The 21,254-nt window shown below is 62.3% G+C and carries 17 protein-coding genes; 12 read left to right on the plus strand and 5 right to left on the minus strand.

Going from position 1 to position 21,254, the window contains the following annotated elements:
- Positions 1-98: 98 nt before the first annotated feature.
- The 4 genes from C8K18_RS25520 (at position 99) to C8K18_RS25535 (ending at position 4,203) form a co-directional block, all read left to right on the plus strand.
- The gene (locus tag C8K18_RS25520) at positions 99-737 is read left to right on the plus strand and encodes a thiol:disulfide interchange protein DsbA/DsbL (protein ID WP_053858943.1); all 639 of its coding nucleotides are present in this window, start codon (positions 99-101) and stop codon (positions 735-737) included.
- Positions 738-753: 16 nt separating this feature from the next.
- Entirely contained in the window at positions 754-1,527 is a 774-nt protein-coding gene (locus C8K18_RS25525) for an SDR family oxidoreductase (RefSeq protein WP_006048146.1), read from the plus strand.
- 3 nt (positions 1,528-1,530) lie between these two features.
- Entirely contained in the window at positions 1,531-2,358 is an 828-nt protein-coding gene (locus C8K18_RS25530) for a helical backbone metal receptor (RefSeq protein WP_107709251.1), read from the plus strand.
- A 258-nt stretch (positions 2,359-2,616) separates the two neighbouring features.
- Positions 2,617-4,203 carry an ABC transporter substrate-binding protein gene (locus C8K18_RS25535; RefSeq protein ID WP_107709249.1) on the plus strand — a complete coding sequence of 529 codons (1,587 nt, stop codon included), beginning with the start codon at positions 2,617-2,619 and terminating at the stop codon, positions 4,201-4,203.
- A gap of 110 nt (positions 4,204-4,313) precedes the next feature.
- Here C8K18_RS25535 and C8K18_RS25540 read toward each other — a convergent pair whose 3' ends face one another.
- The gene (locus C8K18_RS25540; RefSeq protein WP_107709247.1) at positions 4,314-5,384 is read right to left on the minus strand and encodes an MBL fold metallo-hydrolase; all 1,071 of its coding nucleotides are present in this window, start codon (positions 5,382-5,384) and stop codon (positions 4,314-4,316) included.
- Between the two features lie 123 nt (positions 5,385-5,507).
- On the opposite strand from C8K18_RS25540, the gene C8K18_RS25545 reads away from it, so the two are divergent.
- From C8K18_RS25545 to C8K18_RS25580, 8 genes are all read left to right on the plus strand, one after another.
- Positions 5,508-5,975 carry a MerR family DNA-binding transcriptional regulator gene (locus C8K18_RS25545; RefSeq protein ID WP_053857430.1) on the plus strand — a complete coding sequence of 156 codons (468 nt, stop codon included), beginning with the start codon at positions 5,508-5,510 and terminating at the stop codon, positions 5,973-5,975.
- Positions 5,976-6,206: 231 nt separating this feature from the next.
- A complete protein-coding gene (gene aceK / locus C8K18_RS25550) occupies positions 6,207-8,063 on the plus strand; it encodes a bifunctional isocitrate dehydrogenase kinase/phosphatase (protein WP_107709354.1) in 1,857 nt (618 codons plus the stop codon).
- Between the two features lie 106 nt (positions 8,064-8,169).
- Positions 8,170-8,946 carry a carbonate dehydratase gene (can, locus tag C8K18_RS25555; protein ID WP_029969583.1) on the plus strand — a complete coding sequence of 259 codons (777 nt, stop codon included), beginning with the start codon at positions 8,170-8,172 and terminating at the stop codon, positions 8,944-8,946.
- Positions 8,939-10,159: an acetyl-CoA C-acetyltransferase gene (locus C8K18_RS25560; RefSeq protein WP_107709245.1), complete on the plus strand. Its 1,221-nt coding sequence runs from the start codon at positions 8,939-8,941 to the stop codon at positions 10,157-10,159. The genes can and C8K18_RS25560 overlap by 8 nt, the downstream gene beginning before the upstream one ends.
- A gap of 46 nt (positions 10,160-10,205) precedes the next feature.
- Positions 10,206-10,883: an SDR family oxidoreductase gene (locus C8K18_RS25565; protein ID WP_107709243.1), complete on the plus strand. Its 678-nt coding sequence runs from the start codon at positions 10,206-10,208 to the stop codon at positions 10,881-10,883.
- A 62-nt stretch (positions 10,884-10,945) separates the two neighbouring features.
- Positions 10,946-12,076 (plus strand): acyl-CoA dehydrogenase family protein, encoded by a 1,131-nt coding sequence (locus C8K18_RS25570; RefSeq protein ID WP_107709241.1) that lies wholly within the window; start codon positions 10,946-10,948, stop codon positions 12,074-12,076.
- A 7-nt stretch (positions 12,077-12,083) separates the two neighbouring features.
- The gene (locus C8K18_RS25575; RefSeq protein WP_107709239.1) at positions 12,084-12,533 is read left to right on the plus strand and encodes a YchJ family protein; all 450 of its coding nucleotides are present in this window, start codon (positions 12,084-12,086) and stop codon (positions 12,531-12,533) included.
- A 633-nt stretch (positions 12,534-13,166) separates the two neighbouring features.
- The gene (locus C8K18_RS25580; RefSeq protein WP_107709237.1) at positions 13,167-14,483 is read left to right on the plus strand and encodes a dienelactone hydrolase family protein; all 1,317 of its coding nucleotides are present in this window, start codon (positions 13,167-13,169) and stop codon (positions 14,481-14,483) included.
- Between the two features lie 11 nt (positions 14,484-14,494).
- Here the strand turns inward: C8K18_RS25580 and C8K18_RS25585 are convergent, their stop codons facing one another.
- The 4 genes from C8K18_RS25585 to C8K18_RS33850 form a co-directional block, all read right to left on the minus strand.
- Positions 14,495-16,249, minus strand: coding sequence for a ShlB/FhaC/HecB family hemolysin secretion/activation protein (locus tag C8K18_RS25585; protein ID WP_107709235.1), 1,755 nt, complete (start codon positions 16,247-16,249; stop codon positions 14,495-14,497).
- Between the two features lie 71 nt (positions 16,250-16,320).
- Positions 16,321-16,587 (minus strand): hypothetical protein, encoded by a 267-nt coding sequence (locus tag C8K18_RS25590; RefSeq protein WP_107709233.1) that lies wholly within the window; start codon positions 16,585-16,587, stop codon positions 16,321-16,323.
- Complete coding sequence (locus C8K18_RS33845) at positions 16,584-17,936, minus strand: hemolysin (RefSeq protein WP_258196160.1); 1,353 nt, start codon at positions 17,934-17,936, stop codon at positions 16,584-16,586. The genes C8K18_RS25590 and C8K18_RS33845 overlap by 4 nt, the downstream gene beginning before the upstream one ends.
- Entirely contained in the window at positions 17,930-21,223 is a 3,294-nt protein-coding gene (locus C8K18_RS33850) for a hemagglutinin repeat-containing protein (protein ID WP_258196159.1), read from the minus strand. The genes C8K18_RS33845 and C8K18_RS33850 overlap by 7 nt, the downstream gene beginning before the upstream one ends.
- Between the last annotated feature and the right edge of the window lie 31 nt (positions 21,224-21,254).

The raw sequence follows: 21,254 nt of genomic DNA on the forward strand, positions 1-21,254 counted from the left end.
GAGCACGACGGCCGATAGAGCCGTCCAACGCCGATTTGAAAACGGTGACGGGCATTTGCGTGGCGCCACTGTTTTACGCCTACCTGGGTCAAGACAACATGAAAAAACTGCTGAGCATTCTGTTCCTCTCGTTGGGCCTCGTCGCGGCCTCGGCGCACGCATCGCCGACCGCGCCGGTCTCGGGCAAGGACTACACCGTGTTGCCGAGCGCGCAGTCCACCGACGTGCCCGCCGGCAAGATCGAAGTCACCGAATTCTTCTGGTACGGCTGCCCGCACTGCAACGAATTCGACCCGTACCTCGAAGCATGGGTGAAGAAGCAGGGTTCGGACGTCGTGTTCAAGCGCGTGCCGGTTGCCTTCCGCGACGACTTCATTCCGCATTCGAAGATGTATCACGCGCTCGACGCGCTCGGTCTCGCCAACCAGCTCACGCCGAAGGTCTTCAACGAAATTCACGTCAACAAGAACTATCTGCTGACGCCGGAAGATCAGGCCAAATTCCTCGCGAAGAACGGCGTCGATCCGAAGAAGTACATGGACGCGTACAACTCGTTCTCGACGCAAAGCGCGTTGCAGAAAGACAAGAAACTGCTCGAAGACTACAAGATCGACGGTGTGCCGACCATCGCCGTGCAAGGCAAGTACGAAACCGGCCCGGCTGCGACCAACAGCCTGCCTGGCACGGTCCAGGTGCTCGATTACCTGGTCCAGCAGGTTCGCGCGAAGAAGATGTAAAGCCCGAGGCGCCGGAATGAGCTCACCGTTGAAAGTTTTCATTACCGGCGCTTCGAGTGGAATTGGCCTCGCGCTCGCCGCCGAATACGCGCGGCGCGGCGCGACGCTCGGCCTCGTTGCCCGCCGCGGCGAAGCCCTCGCCGCCTTCAAGCGGTCTCATCCGCAAAACTCCATCTCCTGCTATAGCGTCGACGTGCGCGACGCCGAGGCGCTCGCCGAAGCGGCCGCGCAGTTCATCGCGGAACATGGCCAGCCGGACATCGTGATCGCCAATGCGGGCGTCAGCCGCGGCGCCGTCACCGGCGAAGGCGACCTGCGCACCTTCCGCGAAGTGATGGACATCAACTACTTCGGCATGGTCGCCACCTTCGAGCCGTTCGCGGCCGCGATGGTTGCCGCAAGACGCGGCACGCTCGTCGGCATTGCGAGCGTCGCGGGCGTGCGCGGCTTGCCGGGTTCGGGCGCGTATAGCGCGTCGAAGTCGGCGGCGCTCAAGTACCTCGAAGCGTTGCGCGTCGAAATGCGCCCGCACGACGTGGGCGTTGTCACGATCGCGCCCGGCTATATCCGCACGCCGATGACCGCGCACAATCCCTACACCATGCCCTTTCTGATGGACGCCGACCGCTTTGCCGCGAAAGCCGCGCAGGCCATCGAGCGCCGCACCGCTTTCGCGGTGTTTCCGTGGCAGATGCGGCTCGTGGCGATGCTGCTGCACGTCGTGCCGCGCTGGCTCTACGACCGCGTGTTCGAACGCGCGCCGCGCAAGCCGCGCGCCGTCGTCGAGTAAATCATGTCTGCCTGTGCGGTCGATGCAGCCGGCGTCGCGCACGAAAAAACGGGTGCCGGCGCGCGCATCGTCTCGCTGGTGCCGAGCATCACCGAACTGCTGTTTGCGCTGGGTCTAGAACGCCAGGTCGTCGGGCGTACCGGTTTTTGCGTGCATCCCCGCGACAAGGTGCGCAATGTGCCCAAGGTCGGCGGCACGAAAGCCGTGAAGGTCGACGCCGTTCGCGCGCTGCGGCCTACTCACCTGATCGTCAATATCGATGAGAACGAGCGCGATACCGTCGAGCAACTGCGTGCTTTCGTGCCGCATGTCGTCGTGACTCATCCGCTCACGCCGCACGACAATTTCTCGCTGTACGCGCTGCTGGGCGCGATCTTCGATCGCGAGCACGAAGCGCAGCGTCTCGCCGATGCGTTGCAGGCGCGTCTGCATGACGCCGCCACGCACGCATTCGCCGCGCAAAACGTGCTGTATCTGATCTGGCGCGAACCGTGGATGACCGTCGCGCGCGACACCTACATTTCCGCGATGCTGCGCGTCGTGAACTGGCAGACGCTGCCGGAGGTGCAAGGCGGCGCGACAGGCGTGGGCCGTTATCCATCGTTCGGATTCGACGACGCCGAGCGCGCGCTGTGGCTTGCTAGCGTCGACCGCATTCTGCTTTCGAGCGAACCTTATCGCTTCACGCAGGCGCATTGCGATGCGCTGAAAAGCGATCCGCGCATGGCCGGCAAGCGCATCGAGTTGATCGACGGAGAGATGGTCTCGTGGTACGGCGTGCGCGCGATCGACGGCATCGCTTATCTGATGCAGCGTGCGAGCGCCGCGTGAAGCCAGCACGCGCACGGACAGCCTCCATACGATCCCATATGGATATGCGGATTATGTTGTTGTCGCGCGAACTGCCCTTCGATAAGCTTTCGCGAAGGCCGGCGCGCACGTGAGCCCGCATTTTGGCGAGCATGCGCGAGCCCCGGAAAGGTATCAGAATGAAGTCGACGGCGAGGCCATAAACGTCGCTGTCGCTCGTCAACGGAATAACCACACAACCAGACGCACTGCCTGACTGCGCTTGTTATCGGAGATCTTATGCGCTTCAAACTGCTCGCAGCCGCCGTACTCTTCACGGCGCCCGCGCTCGTGCTCGCCAAACCGCTGACCGTCTGCACCGAGTCGAGCCCCGACGGCTTCGATGTCGTGCAGTTCAACTCGCTCGTCACGACCAATGCATCGGCGGATGTGATTTTCAATTCGCTCGTCTCCTACGATGAGGCCGCGAAGAAAGTGGCGCCGTCGCTGGCCGACAAGTGGGACGTGAGCGCGGACGGCCTCACGTACACGTTCCATCTGCGCCCGAACGTGCAGTTCCAGACCACCGACTACTTCAAGCCGACGCGGCCGCTGAATGCCGACGACGTCGTGTTCACGTTCGACCGCATGCTCAACGACAGCAACCCGTGGCACAAGGTGACGGGCGCGAGCGGCTTTCCGCATGCGCAGTCGATGGGCTTGCCGAAGCTCATCAAGGCGATCAGCAAGGTCGACGACAACACCGTCAAGTTCGAACTGAACGCGCCGGACGCGACCTTCGTGTCGATCCTGACGATGGGCTTCGCGTCGATCTACTCGGCTGAATACGCGGATCAGTTGCTGAAGGCCGGCAAGCAGGTCGATCTGAATTCGAAGCCGGTCGGCACGGGCCCGTTCGAGTTGAAGAGCTACACGAAAGACGCGGTGATCCGCTACGACGTGAACCCGACCTACTGGGGCTCGAAGCCGAAGATCGACCGTCTGATCTACGCAATCACGCCCGACGCCACCGTGCGCGCGCAAAAGGTGAAAGCCGGCGAATGCCAGATTGCGCTGTCGCCGAAACCGCAGGATCTCGCGGATGCGAAGAACGACAAGTCGCTCGCCATCGTGCAGACACCCGCGTTCATGACGGCGTTCGTCGCGTTGAACACGCAGAAGAAGCCGCTCGACAATCAGAAGGTGCGCGCCGCGCTGAACATGGCGTTCGACCGCGGCACGTATCTGAAGACCGTCTTCGACAACACCGCGACCGCAGCGGTGAATCCGTATCCGCCGAACACCTGGAGCTACGACAAGGCCGTGAAGGCCTGGCCGTACGATCCGGCCAAGGCGAAGAAACTGCTCGCCGATGCGGGCTACCCGAACGGTTTTGAAACGACCATCTGGGTGCGTCCGAACGGCAGCGTGCTGAATCCGAATCCGAAAGCAGGCGCCGAGCTGCTGCAAGCGGACTTCGCGAAGATCGGCGTGAAGGCTGACGTGAAGGTGATCGAATGGGGCGAGCTGATCAAGCAGGCCAAGCAAGGCCAGCACGACTCGCTATTCATGGGCTGGGCGGGCGACAACGGCGATCCGGACAACTACCTGTCGCCGCTCTTTAGCTGCAATGCGGTGAAGTCGGGCATCAACTTCGCGCGCTTCTGCGATCAGGATCTCGACAAGCTGATCGCCGACGGCAAGTCCACGCCGGACCAGGCCAAGCGCACGAAAGCGTATCAGGCTGCGCAGCAGATCATTCACGATCAGGCGCTGTGGATTCCGCTCGGTTATCCGACGGCGGCGGCTATCACGCGAACCAACGTGAGCGGTTATCACGTGAGCCCGTTTGGGCGGCAGAACTTCGGGGCGGTGTCGGTGCAGTAATACCGCACGAAGCTGAAGCAGCAGAAGCCCGGTCGCCCAATGCAATGCAATGCAGTGCAACGCGCGACCGGGCTTTTTTTATGCGTAGGCCACCGACATCGAGCAAGGGCTCACGCCGAAAACCGCATCACCCCATCCGCATCGTGCGTGCGCTTTAACGCGCCCGCCAGCCACAGCAGATGCAAATGCGCGAGCGCCTCGCCCATTGCGAACGTCATCTGGTGAATATCCAGCGCGCGCTTGAACATGAGCGGCACGATGTCCGCCGCGCTTTGCGGCTCTTGCGCACACGCTTCGCGTACTTCGGCGAGACGCGCATCGTGATGCTCGCGCAACTGCTTCACGCGCGTACGCACGCCGCGAAACGGCTTGCCGTGCGACGGCAACACGAGCGTGTCTTCAGGCATTACCTCGTAGCGCGCGAGCGACTCGAGATAAAGCGCAAGCGGCGAGCCTTCGGGCTCCATCGCGAACACCGACACGTTCGTCGAAATGCGCGGCAGCACCATGTCGCCGGAAATCAGCACGCCCATCTCTTCGCAATGCAGCGCACAGTGCTCCGGTGAATGGCCATAGCCCGTCACCACGCGCCACGTTTTTCTGCCGATCCGCACGCGGTCCGCTTCACGCAAACGCCGGTATTGATCGGGCACCGACGGCACCAGATTCGCGTAATAACTCTGCCGGCTGCGCAGCTTCTCGAGCGAGTCCTCGTCGGTGACGCCGTGCAGCGCGAAATGCCGCGCCGCCGCTTCGCCGCCCGCGTTGGAGCCGTCGCCGGCCGCCATCACGCGAGCCTGCATGTATTCGCCGAGCGTCATCCACAGGCGCGCGTTCCAGCGCTTCTTGTCGCCGCCGCTGCAGACCCAATCCGCGAGACCGACGTGGTCGGGATGGCAATGCGTGACGATCACGCGCAGCACCGGCAAACCGTCGAGCACCGACTCAAACACCTTTTCCCAGTTCTCCCGGATCGCGTCCGACGCGATCCCGCAGTCGATCACCGTCCAGCCTTCCTCGCCGTCGATCTGATCGCGCAGCAGCCACAGATTGATATGGTCGAGCGCGAACGGCAACGGCATGCGCAGCCAGAACACACCGGGCGCGACTTCCTGCGCGTGGCCGGGCTCGGGCAGCGTGTCGTTGAACGGATAGTCGAGTTGATGTTCGAGTGCATTCATTCGGTGTCTTCCTCCACGCTTTCCGCGTACTTGCCGCAGGTTGCATTCAACCCAAGTTGACGATAACGTAAACGTCGATTCTATCGTTCAATCTGACTTTGTGCCCGGCCAGTGAATGCCCCGATGACCACTCAATACACGATCACCGAACTCGCGCGGGAATTCGACGTCACGCCGCGCGCCATACGTTTCTACGAAGACCAGGGTTTACTCTCGCCGAGCCGCGAAGGTTCGAGCGGCTTGCGGCGCGTCTATTCGGGCCGCGACCGCACGCGCCTGAAGCTCACGCTGCGCGGCAAGCGGCTCGGCTTCACGCTCTCCGAAATTCGCGATCTGCTGGACGTGTACGAATCGCCGACGGACACCGTCCCGCAACTGCACGCGTTTCTCGGAACGGTCGCGCGTCATCGCGAGGTGCTGGAGCGGCAACTGGAAGACCTGAACGCGACGCTCGAAGACCTCGCGCAATACGAAGCGCAGGCGCGCGCGCTGCTCGAAGGCGGCAAGCATGCGGCTTCCGAGGCACGCAAAGCGACGGAAGCGCAAGAAACGCAACAAGGGCGACGAGCGCGCGAAGCCAAGCCTGCATGACGAGACCCGCGCACCAGGTGAAGTCGTGAACGAAATTTTTTCTTGCCGCAATTTGAGCCGTTTAACAACGCCGAACCAGGGCATTGAGCGCAGTTGCCCCGAAAAGTCCGCAAATGCCCGGCACCGCTCACACGGCGCCGGCGCACGAGCCGGTTGACGCAATGCGTCGCGAGCGCACCCGACGATACAATCACGGGTGTCTTCACGACACGAGACGAATGCACGGTCGACATGAATCACTTCCCCAAACTGTTGTCGTCGCAAATCGGCTTTGACGTCGCGCAAACCATGCTCGAAGGATTCAACCGGCACTACCGGATCTTTCGCGACGCGGCGATTCATGCCAAGACGCTGTTCGAACACGGCGACTGGCACGGTCTGCAAAAGCTCGCGCGCGAGCGCATTACTTCATATGACGACCGCGTGCAGGAATGCGTCGAACTGCTCGAAGACGAGTACGACGCGGAGAACATCGACAGCGAAGTGTGGCAGCAGATCAAGCTGCACTACATTGGCCTTCTCACCACGCACCGTCAGCCCGAGTGCGCGGAAACGTTTTTCAATTCGGTGTGCTGCAAGATTCTGCACCGCTCGTATTTCAACAACGACTTCATTTTCGTGCGCCCGGCAATCTCGACCGAATATATCGAGAACGACGAGCCCGCGGCGAAGCCGACATATCGCGCGTATTATCCCGGCAAGGACGGCCTCGCCGCGACGCTCGAGCGCATCGTCACGAATTTTCAACTCGAGCCGCCGTTCGAAGATCTGACGCGCGACGTCGGCTGCGTAATGCAGGCGATCCACGACGCGTTCGGCACCTTCGACGAAGCGCCGAACTTCCAGATTCATGTGCTCTCGTCGCTGTTCTTTCGCAACAAGTCGGCGTATATCGTCGGGCGAATCATCAACGGCGACAGGCTGCTGCCGTTCGCCGTGCCGCTGCGTCACGTGAAGCCCGGCGTGCTCGCGCTCGACACGGTGCTGCTGACGCGCGAACAGTTGCTGATTATCTTCAGCTTCTCGCACTCGTACTTTCTTGTGGATATGGAAGTACCGTCGGCTTACGTCGAATTCCTCGGCATGATCATGCCGGGCAAGCCGAAGGCGGAAATCTACACGTCGGTCGGCTTGCAGAAGCAGGGCAAGAATCTGTTCTATCGCGATCTGCTGCATCACCTGTCGCATTCGAGCGATCAGTTCATCACCGCGCCCGGCATCAAGGGGCTCGTGATGCTGGTGTTCACGCTGCCCTCTTTTCCGTACGTGTTCAAGCTCATCAAGGACAACTTCCCGCCGCCGAAGGAAACCACGCGCGCGAAGATTCAGGAGAAGTATCAGCTCGTCAAACGGCACGACCGCCTCGGCCGCATGGCGGACACGCTCGAATATTCGAGCGTCGCGCTGCCCATTTCGCGGCTCGACGAAGCGCTCATGCGTGAACTGGAGAAAGAAGTGCCGTCGCTGCTCGAGTACGACGGCGACAACGTGGTGATCCGCCATATGTATATCGAGCGCCGCATGGTGCCGCTGAATCTGTTCCTGCAAAACGGCAGCGACGACGACGTCGATCACGGCATCAAGGAATACGGCAACGCGGTGAAGGAATTGATGCAAGCGAACATCTTCCCCGGCGACATGCTGTACAAGAACTTCGGCGTGACGCGCCACGGCCGCGTGGTGTTCTACGATTACGACGAGATCGAATATCTGACCGACTGCAACGTGCGTGCAGTGCCCGCGCCGCGTAACGAAGAAGACGAGATGTCGGGCGAGCCGTGGTACTCGGTCGGACCGCACGACATTTTCCCCGAGACGTATGGCACCTTTCTGCTCGGCGACCCGCGCGTGCGCCGCGCGTTCATGCAGCATCACGCGGACTTCTTCGATCCGGCGCTGTGGCAAAAGCACAAGAATCATCTGCTGAAAGGCGAACTGCCCGACTTCTTTCCGTATGACAGCAGCGTGCGTTTTTGCATTCGCTATCCGGAGCGTTTTGTCGATGCAGAATCCGCAGAGTCGAACGCAGCAGATGCTATCGGCGCCGCTGAACCGCAGGCCGACGAGCGCAGCGTGAGAGTTGCCTAGCGCATGCATCACACCGAATCCAACGCAACGAAACCTGCCGCTGAAAGCGGTCGCTTAGCCGCCAGATAACCACTGAATAACCGTCGATTAACCGCCAAGACGCATCATGAACATGAACGCTTCCAACCCCGCTCATCCGCTCGCGCATCTGTTCGACAACAACGACGCGTGGGTCACGCGCAAGTTGTCCGAAGATCCCGAGTACTTCTCGCGCCTCGCGCATCAGCAGACGCCGGAGTATCTGTGGATCGGCTGCTCCGATTCGCGCGTGCCCGCGAACCAGATCATCGGTCTGCCGCCGGGCGAAGTGTTCGTGCATAGAAACATCGCGAACGTGGTCGTGCACACGGACTTGAACTGCCTCTCGGTGATCCAGTTCGCCGTCGATCTGCTGAAGGTCAAGCACATCATGGTGGTCGGCCACTACGGCTGCTCGGGCGTGGCCGCGGCATTGCACGGCCGCCGCGTGGGTCTCGCGGATAACTGGCTGCATCACGTGCAGGACGTGCGCGCAAAACATGCCGCACTGATCGACGAGTGGCCCATTGGCGAGACACGTCACCGGCGTCTCGTCGAACTGAACACCATCGAGCAGGTCGTGAACGTGTGCCGCACGACCATCATCAACGACGCATGGGCGCGCGGCCAGGAACTCACCGTGCACGGCTGGGCGTATGGCGTGCACGACGGCAAGGTGCGCGACCTCGGCATGACGATCAACAACGCGGCCGCGCTCGATGAAACCTATCGGCGTTGTGTGGCCGGCGTGTCGGCGAGCACCGCGCATACGGCGGACAACGACGTCGTCGCGTCAGACGCGGCGCAGCTTGGCGACGTGCCGGCGATAGTCCAAGGCGTAATCAAGGAGCTAAAACATGAGTGAGACGAAGACAAAGACAGAGACGAACGGCACGACGGCCGATCCCATTGTGATCGTGAGCGCGGCACGCACGCCGATGGCTGCATTTCAGGGCGATTTCGCATCGCTGACCGCGCCGCAACTCGGCTCGATCGCGATCGAAGCCGCGGTTCAGCGCGCGGGCCTCAAGCCCGAGCAGATCGATGAAGTCGTGATGGGTTGCGTGCTGCCCGCGGGTCTCGGCCAGGCACCCGCGCGGCAAGCCGCGCTCGGCGCCGGCTTGCCGCTTTCGACGGGCAGCACGACAGTCAACAAGATGTGCGGCTCGGGCATGCGCGCGGCGATGTTCGCGCATGACATGCTGGCCGCCGGTTCGGTCGACGTGATCGTCGCGGGCGGCATGGAGAGCATGACGAACGCGCCGTATCTGCTGCCCAAAGCGCGGGGCGGCATGCGCATGGGTCACAGCCAGGTCATCGACCACATGTTCTACGACGGCCTCGAAGACGCCTATGAAAAAGGCCGTTTGATGGGCACGTTCGCGGAAGAATGCGCGGCCTCCTTCGACTTCACGCGTGAAGCGCAAGACGCGTTCGCCGTCGAGTCGCTGAACCGCGCGAAACGTGCGAACGAAGACGGTTCGTTCGCGTGGGAAATCGCGCCGGTGAAAGTGCAAAGCCGCAAAGGCGAAGCGACCATCGACCACGACGAACAGCCGTACAAGGCGAACCTCGAAAAGATTCCGACGCTCAAGCCCGCGTTCAGCAAAACGGGCACGGTGACGGCCGCGAACTCGTCGTCGATTTCGGACGGCGCCGCGGCGCTCGTCATGATGCGCGAATCGACGGCGAAGCGTCTCGGCGTCACGCCGCTTGCGCGCGTGGCCGGCCACTCCACGTTCGCGCAGGAGCCGGCGAAGTTCACCACCGCGCCGGTCGGCGCGATCCGCAAGCTGTTCGACAAAAACGGCTGGCGCGCGGACGAAGTCGATCTGTATGAAGTCAACGAGGCTTTCGCCGTCGTGACGATGGCCGCGATGAAGGAACACAAGCTTCCGCACGACAAGGTCAACGTGCACGGCGGCGCGTGTGCGCTCGGCCATCCGATCGGCGCATCGGGCGCGCGCATTCTCGTCACGCTGATCGGTGCGCTGAAAAAGCGCGGCGGCAAGCGCGGCGTCGCCACGCTTTGCATCGGCGGCGGCGAAGCGACGGCAATGGGCATCGAACTCGTTTGACGCGTCGCGCGCATGTTCGGGCGCGTCACATAGTCGGAGGTGATTCATGAAGACAGTGTTGATTGTCGGTGCGTCGCGTGGCATCGGCCAGGAATTTGTCCGGCAGTACAAACAATGCGGCTGGCGTGTGCTCGCCACCGCGCGCGACGGCGCCGCGCTCGACGCGCTCACGCAACTCGGCGCGCAAACCTATTCCGTCGACGTGACCGAGCCCGCGGACATCGCCGCATTGGGCTGGAAGCTCGACGGCGAGCATGTCGATGTGGCGATCATCGTGTCGGGCGTGTATGGTCCGCGCAGCGACCGCATTGAAACCATCACCGCCGAAGACTTCGATCATGTGATGCACACCAACGTGCGCGGCCCGATGCAACTGATGCCGATCCTGCTGCCGATCGTCGAGGAAACGGGCGGCGTGCTGGCGGTGATCTCGAGCAAGATGGGCAGCATCGCCGATTCGGGCGGCACGAGTGGCTGGCTGTATCGCGTGAGCAAGGCGGCATTGAACGATGCGCTCAAGCTCGCGTCGCTCGAAGCACAGAGCGCGACGTGCGTGTCGCTGCATCCGGGCTGGGTGCAGACGGACATGGGCGGCGCGCACGCGGCAATCGATCCCACGACGAGCGTCGCCGGCATGCGTGACGTGCTCGCGCAGGCAGCGGCCTCGCGCGACGCGTTCAATGGCCGCTTCTATCAATACGACGGCACGCAGCTGGAGTGGTAGCACGAGCGCGTGAGTGGTCTGGTCGGCCCTTATGCACGAGGCCAGAGTGAGGAGGCAGATTCATGGTGCTTGATCAGGATCATCTGATGGTCCGCGACGCGCTGCGCACCTTCGTGCGCGAAGCCGTCACACCGCACGCGGCGGCGTGGGACCGCGAGCGCACTTTTCCAAAAGAAGTGCACCGGCAACTCGCGGAGCTCGGCGCGTACGGCGTGCTCGTACCTGAAGAGTATGGCGGCGCCGGCATGGACGCGCTCGCGCTCGCGTTGATTCTCGAGGAAATCGCAGCCGGCGACGGCGGCACATCCACGGCGATCTCCGTCAACAATTGCCCTGTGTGCAGCATTCTGCTGAGTTACGGCAACGACGCGCAAAAGTGCGACTGGCTCACGCCGCTCGCGCGCGGCGAGATGCTCGGCGCGTTCTGCCTGACCGAACCGCAGGCGGGTTCCGACGCCTCGGCGCTGCGCACCACCGCAACGCGCGATGGCGACGCCTACGTGCTCAACGGCGTCAAGCAGTTCATCACGAGCGGCAAGAACGCCAACGTCGCCATCGTGATGGCCGTCACCGACAAGGCCGCCGGCAAGCGCGGCATCAGCGCGTTTATCGTGCCGACCGACAGCAAGGGTTATCTGGTCGCGCGGCTCGAAGAGAAGCTCGGCCAGCATTCGTCGGATACCGCGCAAATCATTTTCGACGATTGCCGCGTGCCCGCCGCGAATCTGATCGGCGCAGAAGGCGAGGGTTATCGCATTGCGCTGTCGGGGCTCGAAGGCGGGCGCATCGGCATCGCCGCGCAAAGCGTCGGCATGGCGCGCGCGGCGTTCGAAGCAGCGTTGAGTTACGCGAAGGAGCGCGAGAGCTTCGGCCAGCCGCTGTTCTCGCACCAGGCCGTGCAGTTCCGTCTCGCCGATATGGCGACGCAACTCGAAGCCGCGCGTCAGTTGATCTGGCACGCGGCGTCGTTGAAAGACGCAGGCCAGCCTTGCCTTACCGAAGCCGCGATGGCGAAACTGTTTGCGTCGGAGGCTGCCGAGCGCATCTGTTCGGCGGCGCTGCAAATTCACGGCGGCTACGGGTATCTGAGCGACTTTCCGGTCGAACGGATTTATCGCGATGTGCGCGTGTGCCAGATCTACGAAGGCACGAGCGACATCCAGAAGATATTGATCGCACGCGGTCTTGGTTAGGAGTTCGATGAGCAAGCACGAGTCGTCCACACAGCGGCCCGCCGACTGTCCTTGCGGCGGCGCTGCGCCTCGCCAGTCCGCGGCCGCGAAAGCACCGCGTTTCGCGGCGTGCTGCGGCCGTTATATCGACGGCGGCGAACTGGCGCCGCGCGCGCTCGAACTGATGCGCTCGCGTTACAGCGCGTATGTTGTCGGCGCAACGGATTATTTGCGCGTCACGTGGGCGCCCGCCACCTGCCCCGCCGATCTCGACGCCGACCCTTCCGCGCCCGACGCCCCGCGTTGGCTCGGACTGCAGATCAAGGCCTTCGCCGAAACGGATTCGCAACACGCAACCGTCGAGTTCGTCGCGCGGTACAAGGTGGCCGGGCGCGCGCATCGGCTGCACGAGTTAAGCCGTTTCATTCGCGATGATCGCGGCCACTGGCTCTACGTCGACGGCGATGTAAGCGAATAGTTTTTTAAGCGTCAACGGAGAATCCGCCGTCATCGCATATGGCCCCTTAGCGGGGCCGCTTCAAGGCGTTGGCTCAACGCGACAGTCCAGTCAGCCCGCTATCGCGCGATGCAAAGGCGAGCCCGGCCAACGCATCGCCTCGATCCGCCGATTTAAGGCCCTTTTCGCGGCTTTATTGCCCACACCTGCGCCGGTTTTCACCGCGCGTCTTGCTCATCGAGCCTGCCGCTCTGCCTCTCGCGCGACGCGGCAATTTTTTCGTCAGGGGTTCTCCTTGATTGCACAAAACAAAATTGTCGTGCCAGGATGAGGCCGTTGCTTCGTGACGCCATCAAGCGAGGACCCGCTGGTAAGGGTTCCGCAAGTTGCGCCGGCGCCTGCCGATAACCAGTTAATGAGGTTATGGCAGCGGCGTCCGGCAGCGGAGGTGGCGTTCATCATCGGCGCGTGGGGTCGCGTCGGCCGTTGGGTTTATCCCGTGCGATCTCGATTGGCGTGCGTGCGCTTCGCGCAATGCGTACGTGAGCATGTTTTTGTTTGTCGCAAACGCGCGTGCGAAAGATAAATGTCAGCCGCGCGATTCGATGAACAGACACGAGATGTCGAGGCAGATTTTTTGAGGCAGGTGGGTGAATGGCGTTGAGCAAGGTTCTGGCGAAGTGGGCAGCGATGTGTGCAGCAGCAGCGGCGGCGGCGTGCGCTGTGGCAGCGGCGCACGCGACCCCGCTCGCGGACGCCCAGCCCGGACCGCTTGCTCGCGCCCACGTGCCGCGCATCGCACTGCCGGATGACGTGTATCTGCCGAGCGCGCGGCTGAACGAACAGATTATCCGCGTACCCGCCGATGCCGACGGCGACGTCACCCTTCAAACGACGATCTACAAACCGGACGGCCCAGGCCCGTTTCCGATGATCGTCTTCAATCACGGCAAGATTCCCGGCGATCCGCGTATGCAGGAACGCAGCGACCCGCTGCCGTTCGCGCGCGAATTCGTGCGCCGCGGCTACGTGGTCGTGGCGCCGAACCGCCAGGGCTTCGGCCAGTCGGGCGGCGTCTATCAGCAGGACGGCTGCGACGTCGAACGCAACGGCATGTCGCAAGCCGGCGATGTCGCGGCGACGATCGATTACATGTCGAAGCAGCCTTACGTCGACGCCACGCATATCGTCGTGGCGGGCACGTCGCATGGCGGCCTGGCGACGATGGCCTACGGCACCGAAGCAGCGCCGGGCGTGCGCGCGCTCATCAACTTTTCCGGCGGCTTGCGCCAGGACGCGTGCGGCGACTGGCAGGGCAATCTGACGCGAGCATTCGGCGCGTATGGCGACAAGACGAAAGTGCCGTCGCTGTGGATGTACGGCGACAACGATTCGGTGTGGAATGCGCCGCTCGTAGCCGGCATGCACGCGGCGTACGTCGCGCACGGCGCGAGCGCGAAGATGGTGGACTACGGCACGTATAAGAACGACGCGCACCGGCTCGTCGGCGACCGCGACGGCGTGCATGTCTGGTGGCCGGCTGTGGAGTCGTTCCTTGCACGCGTGGGCATGCCCACGGGCGTGCAGTATCGCGTGTCCGATCCTTCGGCGCCGAAGGCGAGCGGCTTTGCTTCCGTCGATGCCGTCGACGCGGTCCCCTACGTCGATGAAGCCGGGCGCAACGGTTATCGCAACTTCCTGCACCAGTACCCGAGCCGTGCCTTCGCGGTGTCGGACACGGGCGCGTGGTCGTGGGCCGAGGGCGGCGACGATCCGATGTCGGTTGCGATTGCGAATTGCCAGAAGCAGAGTTCGGCGCCTTGCCGGTTGTACGCGGTCGATAACTCCGTTGTGTGGGGTGATCAGGGATCGCGGACGGCTGATAGTGGCGCGGGTGGGGCAGGTTCGGTTTCTTCTTCCTCTGTGTCTTCCGATGGTGACGTGCGACCGGCTATTGCTAGTCGGGAGTGAGGCCCTTCCCGCTAGAACTGCGCTGTCGCCTGGAAGCCGAGCGTGACACGCGCGGTTGGGAATGCCGCCGGTTTGTAGACGGGTGTGCCGGCGAACACGTCATAGGCGAATCCACCGATCCGCGTGCCGACGTTACCGCGTAGGCCGATTACCGCGCCGGCCAGTTGCGTGCCCGCCAGAAACGCCGTGTTTGGTCCGAATACGCGCCCGTAGTCGATCCCCGTGTAGAGCGTCTGCCCTGTCTGGCCTAGGGGCATCTGTAGTTCATTGCGCCAGTAGAAACCTTTCTCCGCCGCCAACATCGTCTCGCCATCGAAGCCGCGTACCGTGTAGCGGCTGCCGATCGTCAGGTCGTCTAAATAGAACAGCGTGTCGTTCGTGAACTGTGCGTGAACGGTTGTGACGTAGCGGAAGTTCTGTTTGCTAACTGCAAACGGCACCGACAGGTTTGTGTCCAGCACGGCGAGATGGTAACGGTACGTCGGACCGTCCGGATGCGGGTCAGGCGTCGCACCCAGTCCGCCGATGCCCTGACGATACGCGAGCGTCCCGTCGAACTGTGCCGCGCCAAAGTAATGCCGGTCGGTCAGCCCCGCCTCGATGAACGTGTTGTTGCGGCGCTGCGTTGGAATGTCGGTGCCGTCGATGAAGCTCTCGCCGAAGCGCTTCGATAGCTGGAATTCCACGCCGAACACGTCGGTCTGACTGCGTCTCAGGACACGCGCGAGCCGGAGTGCGGCGGTCTGCGAATTGCCGCTGGAGACGAAAGTCTGATTCACGCCCGCAATGTTCTGGTAATAGGTGTTCGCAGTGCCCGACAGTGTGGCGGTCCAATAACCCCATGGCAGCGAGTACGATCCGTTGAAGCCGTGCGAGCCCAGGCGCTTGTCGCCGAATTCGAGATCCTGACTGGCGCCCGCCGTGAGAACGTCATTCAGTCCGAGCGGGTTGTCGATGCCGACGCTAAGGTTGCCCTGTAGCTTGCCGGTTGCGCGCGAACCCGAGTTGTCCACCGATGCGACCACGCTCCACGGCTTTGCGCGTTTCATCGATATGACGACGTCACTTTCGCCTGGTGTGTCGGTCGGCTCGATCTTCATGTCGACGTCCTGACTCGCGACGCGCTTCGACTGCTCCAGACCCTGCTCAAGATCGCGCAGGTTCAGCAGGTCGCCATCGCGCGCGGGGAATGCGGTTTTCCATGTGCCGCGCGTGTCGGGATCGGCATAGCGCAGTTTGCGAATGACGCCGGGCACGAGCGCGAATTTCAGGGTGCCGGTTGACAGGTCTTGCGCGGGTAGCAGCACGCGGGTCGTGATGTAGCCCTCGCTCAAAATGGCTTGCTGCAATCCTTTGGTGAGGACATCGAGCCCGGCCTTGCCGATGCACTGGCCGCGGTAGTGCGCAAGCCATTCGCGCGCGAACGCGAAGCGGTCGAGTGGCAGTTGCGAGGCGCCGTGACTGCGTACTGCGTCGGGCAGATTGGGCGGCACGTCGAGTGAAAGGGTGTCGATGCGGAAGCACGGTTGCTCTGCCGGCAGTCCGGGCCAGCCCTGCACGCGTGGGACTTCGGAACGCACGACCGGCGCCTGCACTGTTGCGTCGCGCTGCTGCGCGTCGCGTTGCTGCTGGAGTTGCTGGTTCTGTTCTGCGTTGGCGCGTGCCGCGGCGGCTGTGTCCGCGGGCGTGGGTGCCTGCTGCGCGTTGGACGCGAGTGATACCAGGGCTGTGAGCGGGAGTGCCGCCAGCCTATTTCGAATTTTCATGGGTGTTTCATTCCGTGATTCGATACGACATGCAGCGGCGGGCATCGTTAGCCCGCTGCTGCATCAACGGTTTATTTCCCGTTTTCGTCGTCCTTCGTTTTGTAGCTGTCGCGTGCTTTCTTGTAGCTGTTATCGAAGGGCTTGCTATTTAGCAATTTGGCCCGACTGGTCATTCCACCGACAAGCACTGAAAGAAAGCCGACTAACAAGAAAACTCTCGCCCAAAGGACTGGGAGTTCACATTCAAGTGCGATAGCGGCAAGTCCTACTCCAATAACGATTAGCGTCAAGCGAAGCCATGAAGCTAGGTTGCCGTTGTCGATGAATCTGATCTTCATTTTTTCCCCCTGGGAGTTTGCGGCCCGAAAATGCCATCTATCTTTTCTTGCACGTTCTTAGCCACGCCACTACCGTTCACTTGATTCACCAACTCATTCACGGCAGGGGTCAATAGGGGAGATGCCGCTGAAATGTAGTTCGATGCAATAGACGTAGAACCATTAAAAACGTACTGCCCCGTATTCGGCTTAGCCAATTGCCCAACCGCATCTGCGGTGATTCCTATGATTGTTCCGCCGTATGCAATACCCTCACAGACTACTGAGCAAGGTGTTATCGACGCACCCGCTGCCGCAAGTGACGATACACGTCCGGCGTTAGTCGAAACCATCCCCGCTGCATCTGCCGTTGTGTTACGCATAAAGTCCGCGTCGCTCTTGTCGAAGTTGGTGAACGGCCCCGTTATAGTTGATGACTTTGAGCCGGACAACGGATCATATGAAACTGTGCCCGGCACGTCCGTGGCATAGTTCGACAGGATGTATGTCTGCAACTCCGGATTCGCCTGCGCCGTAACCTGCGTCAGAATCGGTTTGCCGTCCGCCGTCGTACCACCCGATATCCACTTTGCGCCGGAATCCGTGGGCGCCTGGCCAATCAGCGTCGTCGGTGCGCCTGATTCGTTGGTCCCGTTCACGGTTACGCCCATAATGCGCATCTGGTCCTCAATTTGCGCCTCCGTGTACTTGCCACCGCTCTTATCTGCAAGCTGCTTGGCTACGGCCTTTTCTTCGGGATGCAACTGCCGGTTGAACCTATCCACGTTGTAGCCTTCAAACGCCCCCGCATTGCCGCCAACCACCGCACCCGCCCCTGTAGCAATCGCGTTTGCAACAATATTGCCCAGCGCTTCATTCATATCCGCATTGCCGGTCGGCTTCGAACCGGCAATGTCGCCACTCAGCTCGTTCAGCTTGCCCGCCTCGATCGAAGCGATGCCAGCACCCGCTGCGCCGCCAATTGCATTGCCGCCAGCAAGCCCGCTCACGAGCGCAGCGCCCGCGGCCTGCATTCCGGCGCGCGCTAAGCCGCCTTCCTTCCACGCATCCATGCCGGCCTGATCGCCGTTCGCCTTTGCCTCCTTGTACTTCGATTCTGCATAGTCACCAATACGCCGGGACACCGCCTCACCCGCCGCACCCGCGGCCGCCATCATGTCCCCCTGATGGTCGAGCAGATTATTCACGTCCGGCAGTTTCGCGACCGTGCCGTTGGCGTTCGACGTATCACGATTGAGGCTCGCGATGTCCTGCGTCTGATGAGCCACATCCGTCACGTTGATGGTGCCCGCGCTGATGCCGCTGCGCGTGATCGCGCTACCGCTGCCGCTGTCGTTTTGACTCAGCATCGGCGCGGGCCGCCTGCGTTGTGGCCCGACGTACTGCCGGTCGTGCCGTAGTTCGCGCCGCCGTCACCGGCCGTCACGCCTCCGCCGATGCCGCCCGTATGCGCGTTATAGCTCGACGAGTTCTGTACATCGCTATAGGTGAGCGTGCCCGTGGCGAGATTGTTTTTCGACGCATCGGCATCGCTCGCAATCACTGCGCCCTTCAGATCGGTATTGCCCTTGACGTTGACGTTGAACCCTCCATCGCCCGCCTGGATGCCGGCCTGTTCGTTCACGCCCGCATAGCTGCCATTGGCACTCGCATTCGTGTGACTGAAACTCGCGCTGCCGCCACCCTGGCTGATGCTGAAACCGCCGCCCGTGCTCTCCTGATGCGCGCTGCTCGTCATCGTGTCCTGCACGCTCGCAATGTTCAGGTTGCCGCCGACATCGGCATTCACCTGACGGCCATTGACGTTCGAACCGATGATGTTGGTATCGCCTCCCGAGATAATCGTCGCGGTATTCGCCGCGGTCACATGTGCGTTGTTCTGCATGGCCGCATCGCTATTGCTGTCGCCGTGCGCCTTCGACATCGACGCGTCCACGCCCCAACCCTGCGTGCCATACGAAATACCGACGCTCGCGCTGCTCGACTGGTTCGTGCTGCGCGTCGAATCGGTGTCGGTCGTGTTCACGACATTGACCTGATTCTTTGCCGCGAGGATCACATCGTTCGCGTTCACGTTGGAGCCTGCAATCGTCACGTTGCCGCTTCCAGGTGTGCCATTGCCGGTGGCAACGAACGCAGCCGTGCCGCCCGCGTTGACGCTCGAGCCGCGATGCGTCGTGCTGTCTTCCGTGTAGGTGTTTTCGCTGTGGCTGCTTCCGTAGCTGAGTTCGATCTTCGCCGACGGTGTCCCACCGCTGGCAAGCGAGCCCAACGCCGCGTCGGCTGCACCGACTGAATCAATCGCGCTGCTTGCCGCCGCCATGCCGTGCAATGCCGCCGCGCGATCATCCTGACTGTGGCTCGCCGCGTGCGCCTGATCGACCGTGCTGGTAATCGCATCAATAACCGGCGACTTGACTGCAAGCGTAAAGCCGCTCTTGCTGACCGTCTGCTTTTCGTCGTGATGATAGATGTCAGCCGCCGCGTCGATGATGACATTTGCACCCGTCCCCGTGACGTTCTTCGCCGCGACCAGGTCACTGCCCGTCACATGCAGATCGTTGCCCGCGACGATGTTCAGGTTGCCGTTCAGCGAGCCGATCGTACTGCCGTTGTTCGTCACCTGTGACGTATTCGCCGTATTGGTCTGCGTCTGGCTGCCAACCGATATGCCGATGCCGCCGCCCGCGCCGAAACCGGACTGACGTTCCCGATAGCTGCTGGACGTGGTCTGCGTATCCTGTGTCGTCGTGATGTTCACGTCGTGCGCAGCACTGAGCGCGACATCGTTCGTGCCGACAATCGTGCTGCCTTTTACGTTGATGTCGTTGCCGCTTGCGATGGTCACCGCATCGGCTGAAACCATACTGCCCTGCGACAACGTCGTCGTGCTGTTACTCGAACTCGACACTTGCATGCCGCTCACCACATTGCTGTGCTTGTGCTGCTCCTGCGAATTGTCGACGTGCGTTTCCGTCGCCGCGCCGATGTTGACGTTGCCTGTCGCCGCGAGCGTCGCGGTTCCCTTGTCGAGACTGATTGCGCTGCCCGTGACGTTGATATCCTTGCCTGACGCGACCGTCAGCGAGTTGCCTGCATTAAGCGTCGTCGCAGTAAGCGTGTCGTCCGACCGGTGCAAGGACTCCGAATAACTGCCGTGGCTATCGCTGCCTGAACTGTTGCTGTTCGTGGTTGACGTGGCTTTTGCAGCCTGCAAGGTCACATTGCCGTTCGCAGCGAGCGTTCCGCCGCCCGCGAGGCGGATGTCTGCGCCGGTTGCGGTCAGGTCGCCGCGCACGCCAATCTGCGAAACGCCACCGACCTTGATGGAACTGCCGGTCGTCTGGTTAAAGTCGGTGTTCGACACACCGTTCGCGCGCTCGACAATCTTGTGTTCGCCGGTCTGCACCGCGCCGATATCGTAGTTGCCACCCACGGCCATGCCGAGGTTGCCGCCGACGTTCAGATTGCCCGCGTTCTGCTCGACGTTGCCGCCGGTGACGATGACCGCGTTACCCGCGACGTTCAGGTTCGCAATCGGGCCGAGCGTGGTCGTCGTGCGCGTGGCGCCCGTTGCGCTCACCTGGTCAACCGTCTTGACCGCCGTATTGAGCAGCAGGTCGCCGCCCGCCTTCAGCGCAAGACTGCCCGCATTCACGGTCGCCGAGGTCAGGTCAATATTGCCCTTTGTGTTCAGCGTCATCAGGCCGCCGCTTTGCAGCGTGCCGAATGCGTTGTTGATCTGGTTGCCCTGGATTGACAGCGTATTGCCTGCCTGCACCGTGCCGCTGTTGGTGAAGGTCTGCGCGTTCTGGATGTCGATGTCGGTTGCGGCGATCAGCGGACCATTCATGTTCTGCTGGCTGGCCTTCGCAAGATAGACGACCGGCACGAGCACGGCCTGGCCGTCGACCATCTCGGTCTGCATGATGACGACGTTGCCGGTGAGCGCGGCCACCTGCTCGGGCGACAGGCTCATGCCGAGCGGCAGGTTCAGCGACTGCGAGAGCGAGGCGCCTGCGGCAAGCAGCGACTGGTACATCGACTGGAGATCGGTGTAAGGACCAAGCACGGCCTTGCCAGTCAGCGACGTCACCTGGTTGCGCACGAGCTGCTGCTCGTAGAAACCGTCGCCGAGACGCTTTTCCGTCGTCTGCGGATTCACGCCAAGCTGTTGCAGGTAGTAGTCGCTCGAAATGAACGTCTTCTGGTTCGTGAAGGCCGGGTTCGTTTCGATCAGATAACCGGCACCTGGTGCGCTGGCCGGTCTGAACAGTCCGCCCTGCGGAACCGTCAGGTTTTGCAGGACGGTCTGCGCCGTCGCACTCGCGATGACCGGATTGACCATGCCCGCGCCACCGTTGACCGAAGCCGCGCCGGACTTCGCGCCGCTCGCGTTGCCGCTCAGGCCGCTGATATTCACCCCGGACATGGCCTGGCCTGGTGCGAGACCGATCGACGGAATGCCCGCGTTGCCCGCCGTGTTGTTGATGCTGATGCCCGTGCCCGAGAGCGTGCCGCCCGCGACGAAGCTCGATTCGTAACCCGGCAGCGCGTAATAGCGGATATCGGCCGGCGCCGCCTGCGTGTAGCCGCCTGGCCGCTTGCCGACGAACGGCGCATCGCCGAACGGCAATTGCCAGTCGTGTTCGCTGTTGTCGTAGTTG

The organism is Paraburkholderia sp. GV068, from assembly GCF_003058125.1.
GTDB lineage: Bacteria > Pseudomonadota > Gammaproteobacteria > Burkholderiales > Burkholderiaceae > Paraburkholderia > Paraburkholderia graminis.

Coding starts and splice junctions, on each gene's coding strand:
- C8K18_RS25520 (WP_053858943.1), top strand. CDS start 99: ATGAAAAAACTGCTGAGCATTCTGTTCCTCTCGTTGGGCCTCGTCGCG.
- C8K18_RS25525 (WP_006048146.1), top strand. CDS start 754: ATGAGCTCACCGTTGAAAGTTTTCATTACCGGCGCTTCGAGTGGAATT.
- C8K18_RS25530 (WP_107709251.1), top strand. CDS start 1,531: ATGTCTGCCTGTGCGGTCGATGCAGCCGGCGTCGCGCACGAAAAAACG.
- C8K18_RS25535 (WP_107709249.1), top strand. CDS start 2,617: ATGCGCTTCAAACTGCTCGCAGCCGCCGTACTCTTCACGGCGCCCGCG.
- C8K18_RS25540 (WP_107709247.1), bottom strand. CDS start 5,384: ATGAATGCACTCGAACATCAACTCGACTATCCGTTCAACGACACGCTG.
- C8K18_RS25545 (WP_053857430.1), top strand. CDS start 5,508: ATGACCACTCAATACACGATCACCGAACTCGCGCGGGAATTCGACGTC.
- aceK (WP_107709354.1), top strand. CDS start 6,207: ATGAATCACTTCCCCAAACTGTTGTCGTCGCAAATCGGCTTTGACGTC.
- can (WP_029969583.1), top strand. CDS start 8,170: ATGAACATGAACGCTTCCAACCCCGCTCATCCGCTCGCGCATCTGTTC.
- C8K18_RS25560 (WP_107709245.1), top strand. CDS start 8,939: ATGAGTGAGACGAAGACAAAGACAGAGACGAACGGCACGACGGCCGAT.
- C8K18_RS25565 (WP_107709243.1), top strand. CDS start 10,206: ATGAAGACAGTGTTGATTGTCGGTGCGTCGCGTGGCATCGGCCAGGAA.
- C8K18_RS25570 (WP_107709241.1), top strand. CDS start 10,946: ATGGTGCTTGATCAGGATCATCTGATGGTCCGCGACGCGCTGCGCACC.
- C8K18_RS25575 (WP_107709239.1), top strand. CDS start 12,084: ATGAGCAAGCACGAGTCGTCCACACAGCGGCCCGCCGACTGTCCTTGC.
- C8K18_RS25580 (WP_107709237.1), top strand. CDS start 13,167: ATGGCGTTGAGCAAGGTTCTGGCGAAGTGGGCAGCGATGTGTGCAGCA.
- C8K18_RS25585 (WP_107709235.1), bottom strand. CDS start 16,249: ATGAAAATTCGAAATAGGCTGGCGGCACTCCCGCTCACAGCCCTGGTA.
- C8K18_RS25590 (WP_107709233.1), bottom strand. CDS start 16,587: ATGAAGATCAGATTCATCGACAACGGCAACCTAGCTTCATGGCTTCGC.
- C8K18_RS33845 (WP_258196160.1), bottom strand. CDS start 17,936: ATGCTGAGTCAAAACGACAGCGGCAGCGGTAGCGCGATCACGCGCAGC.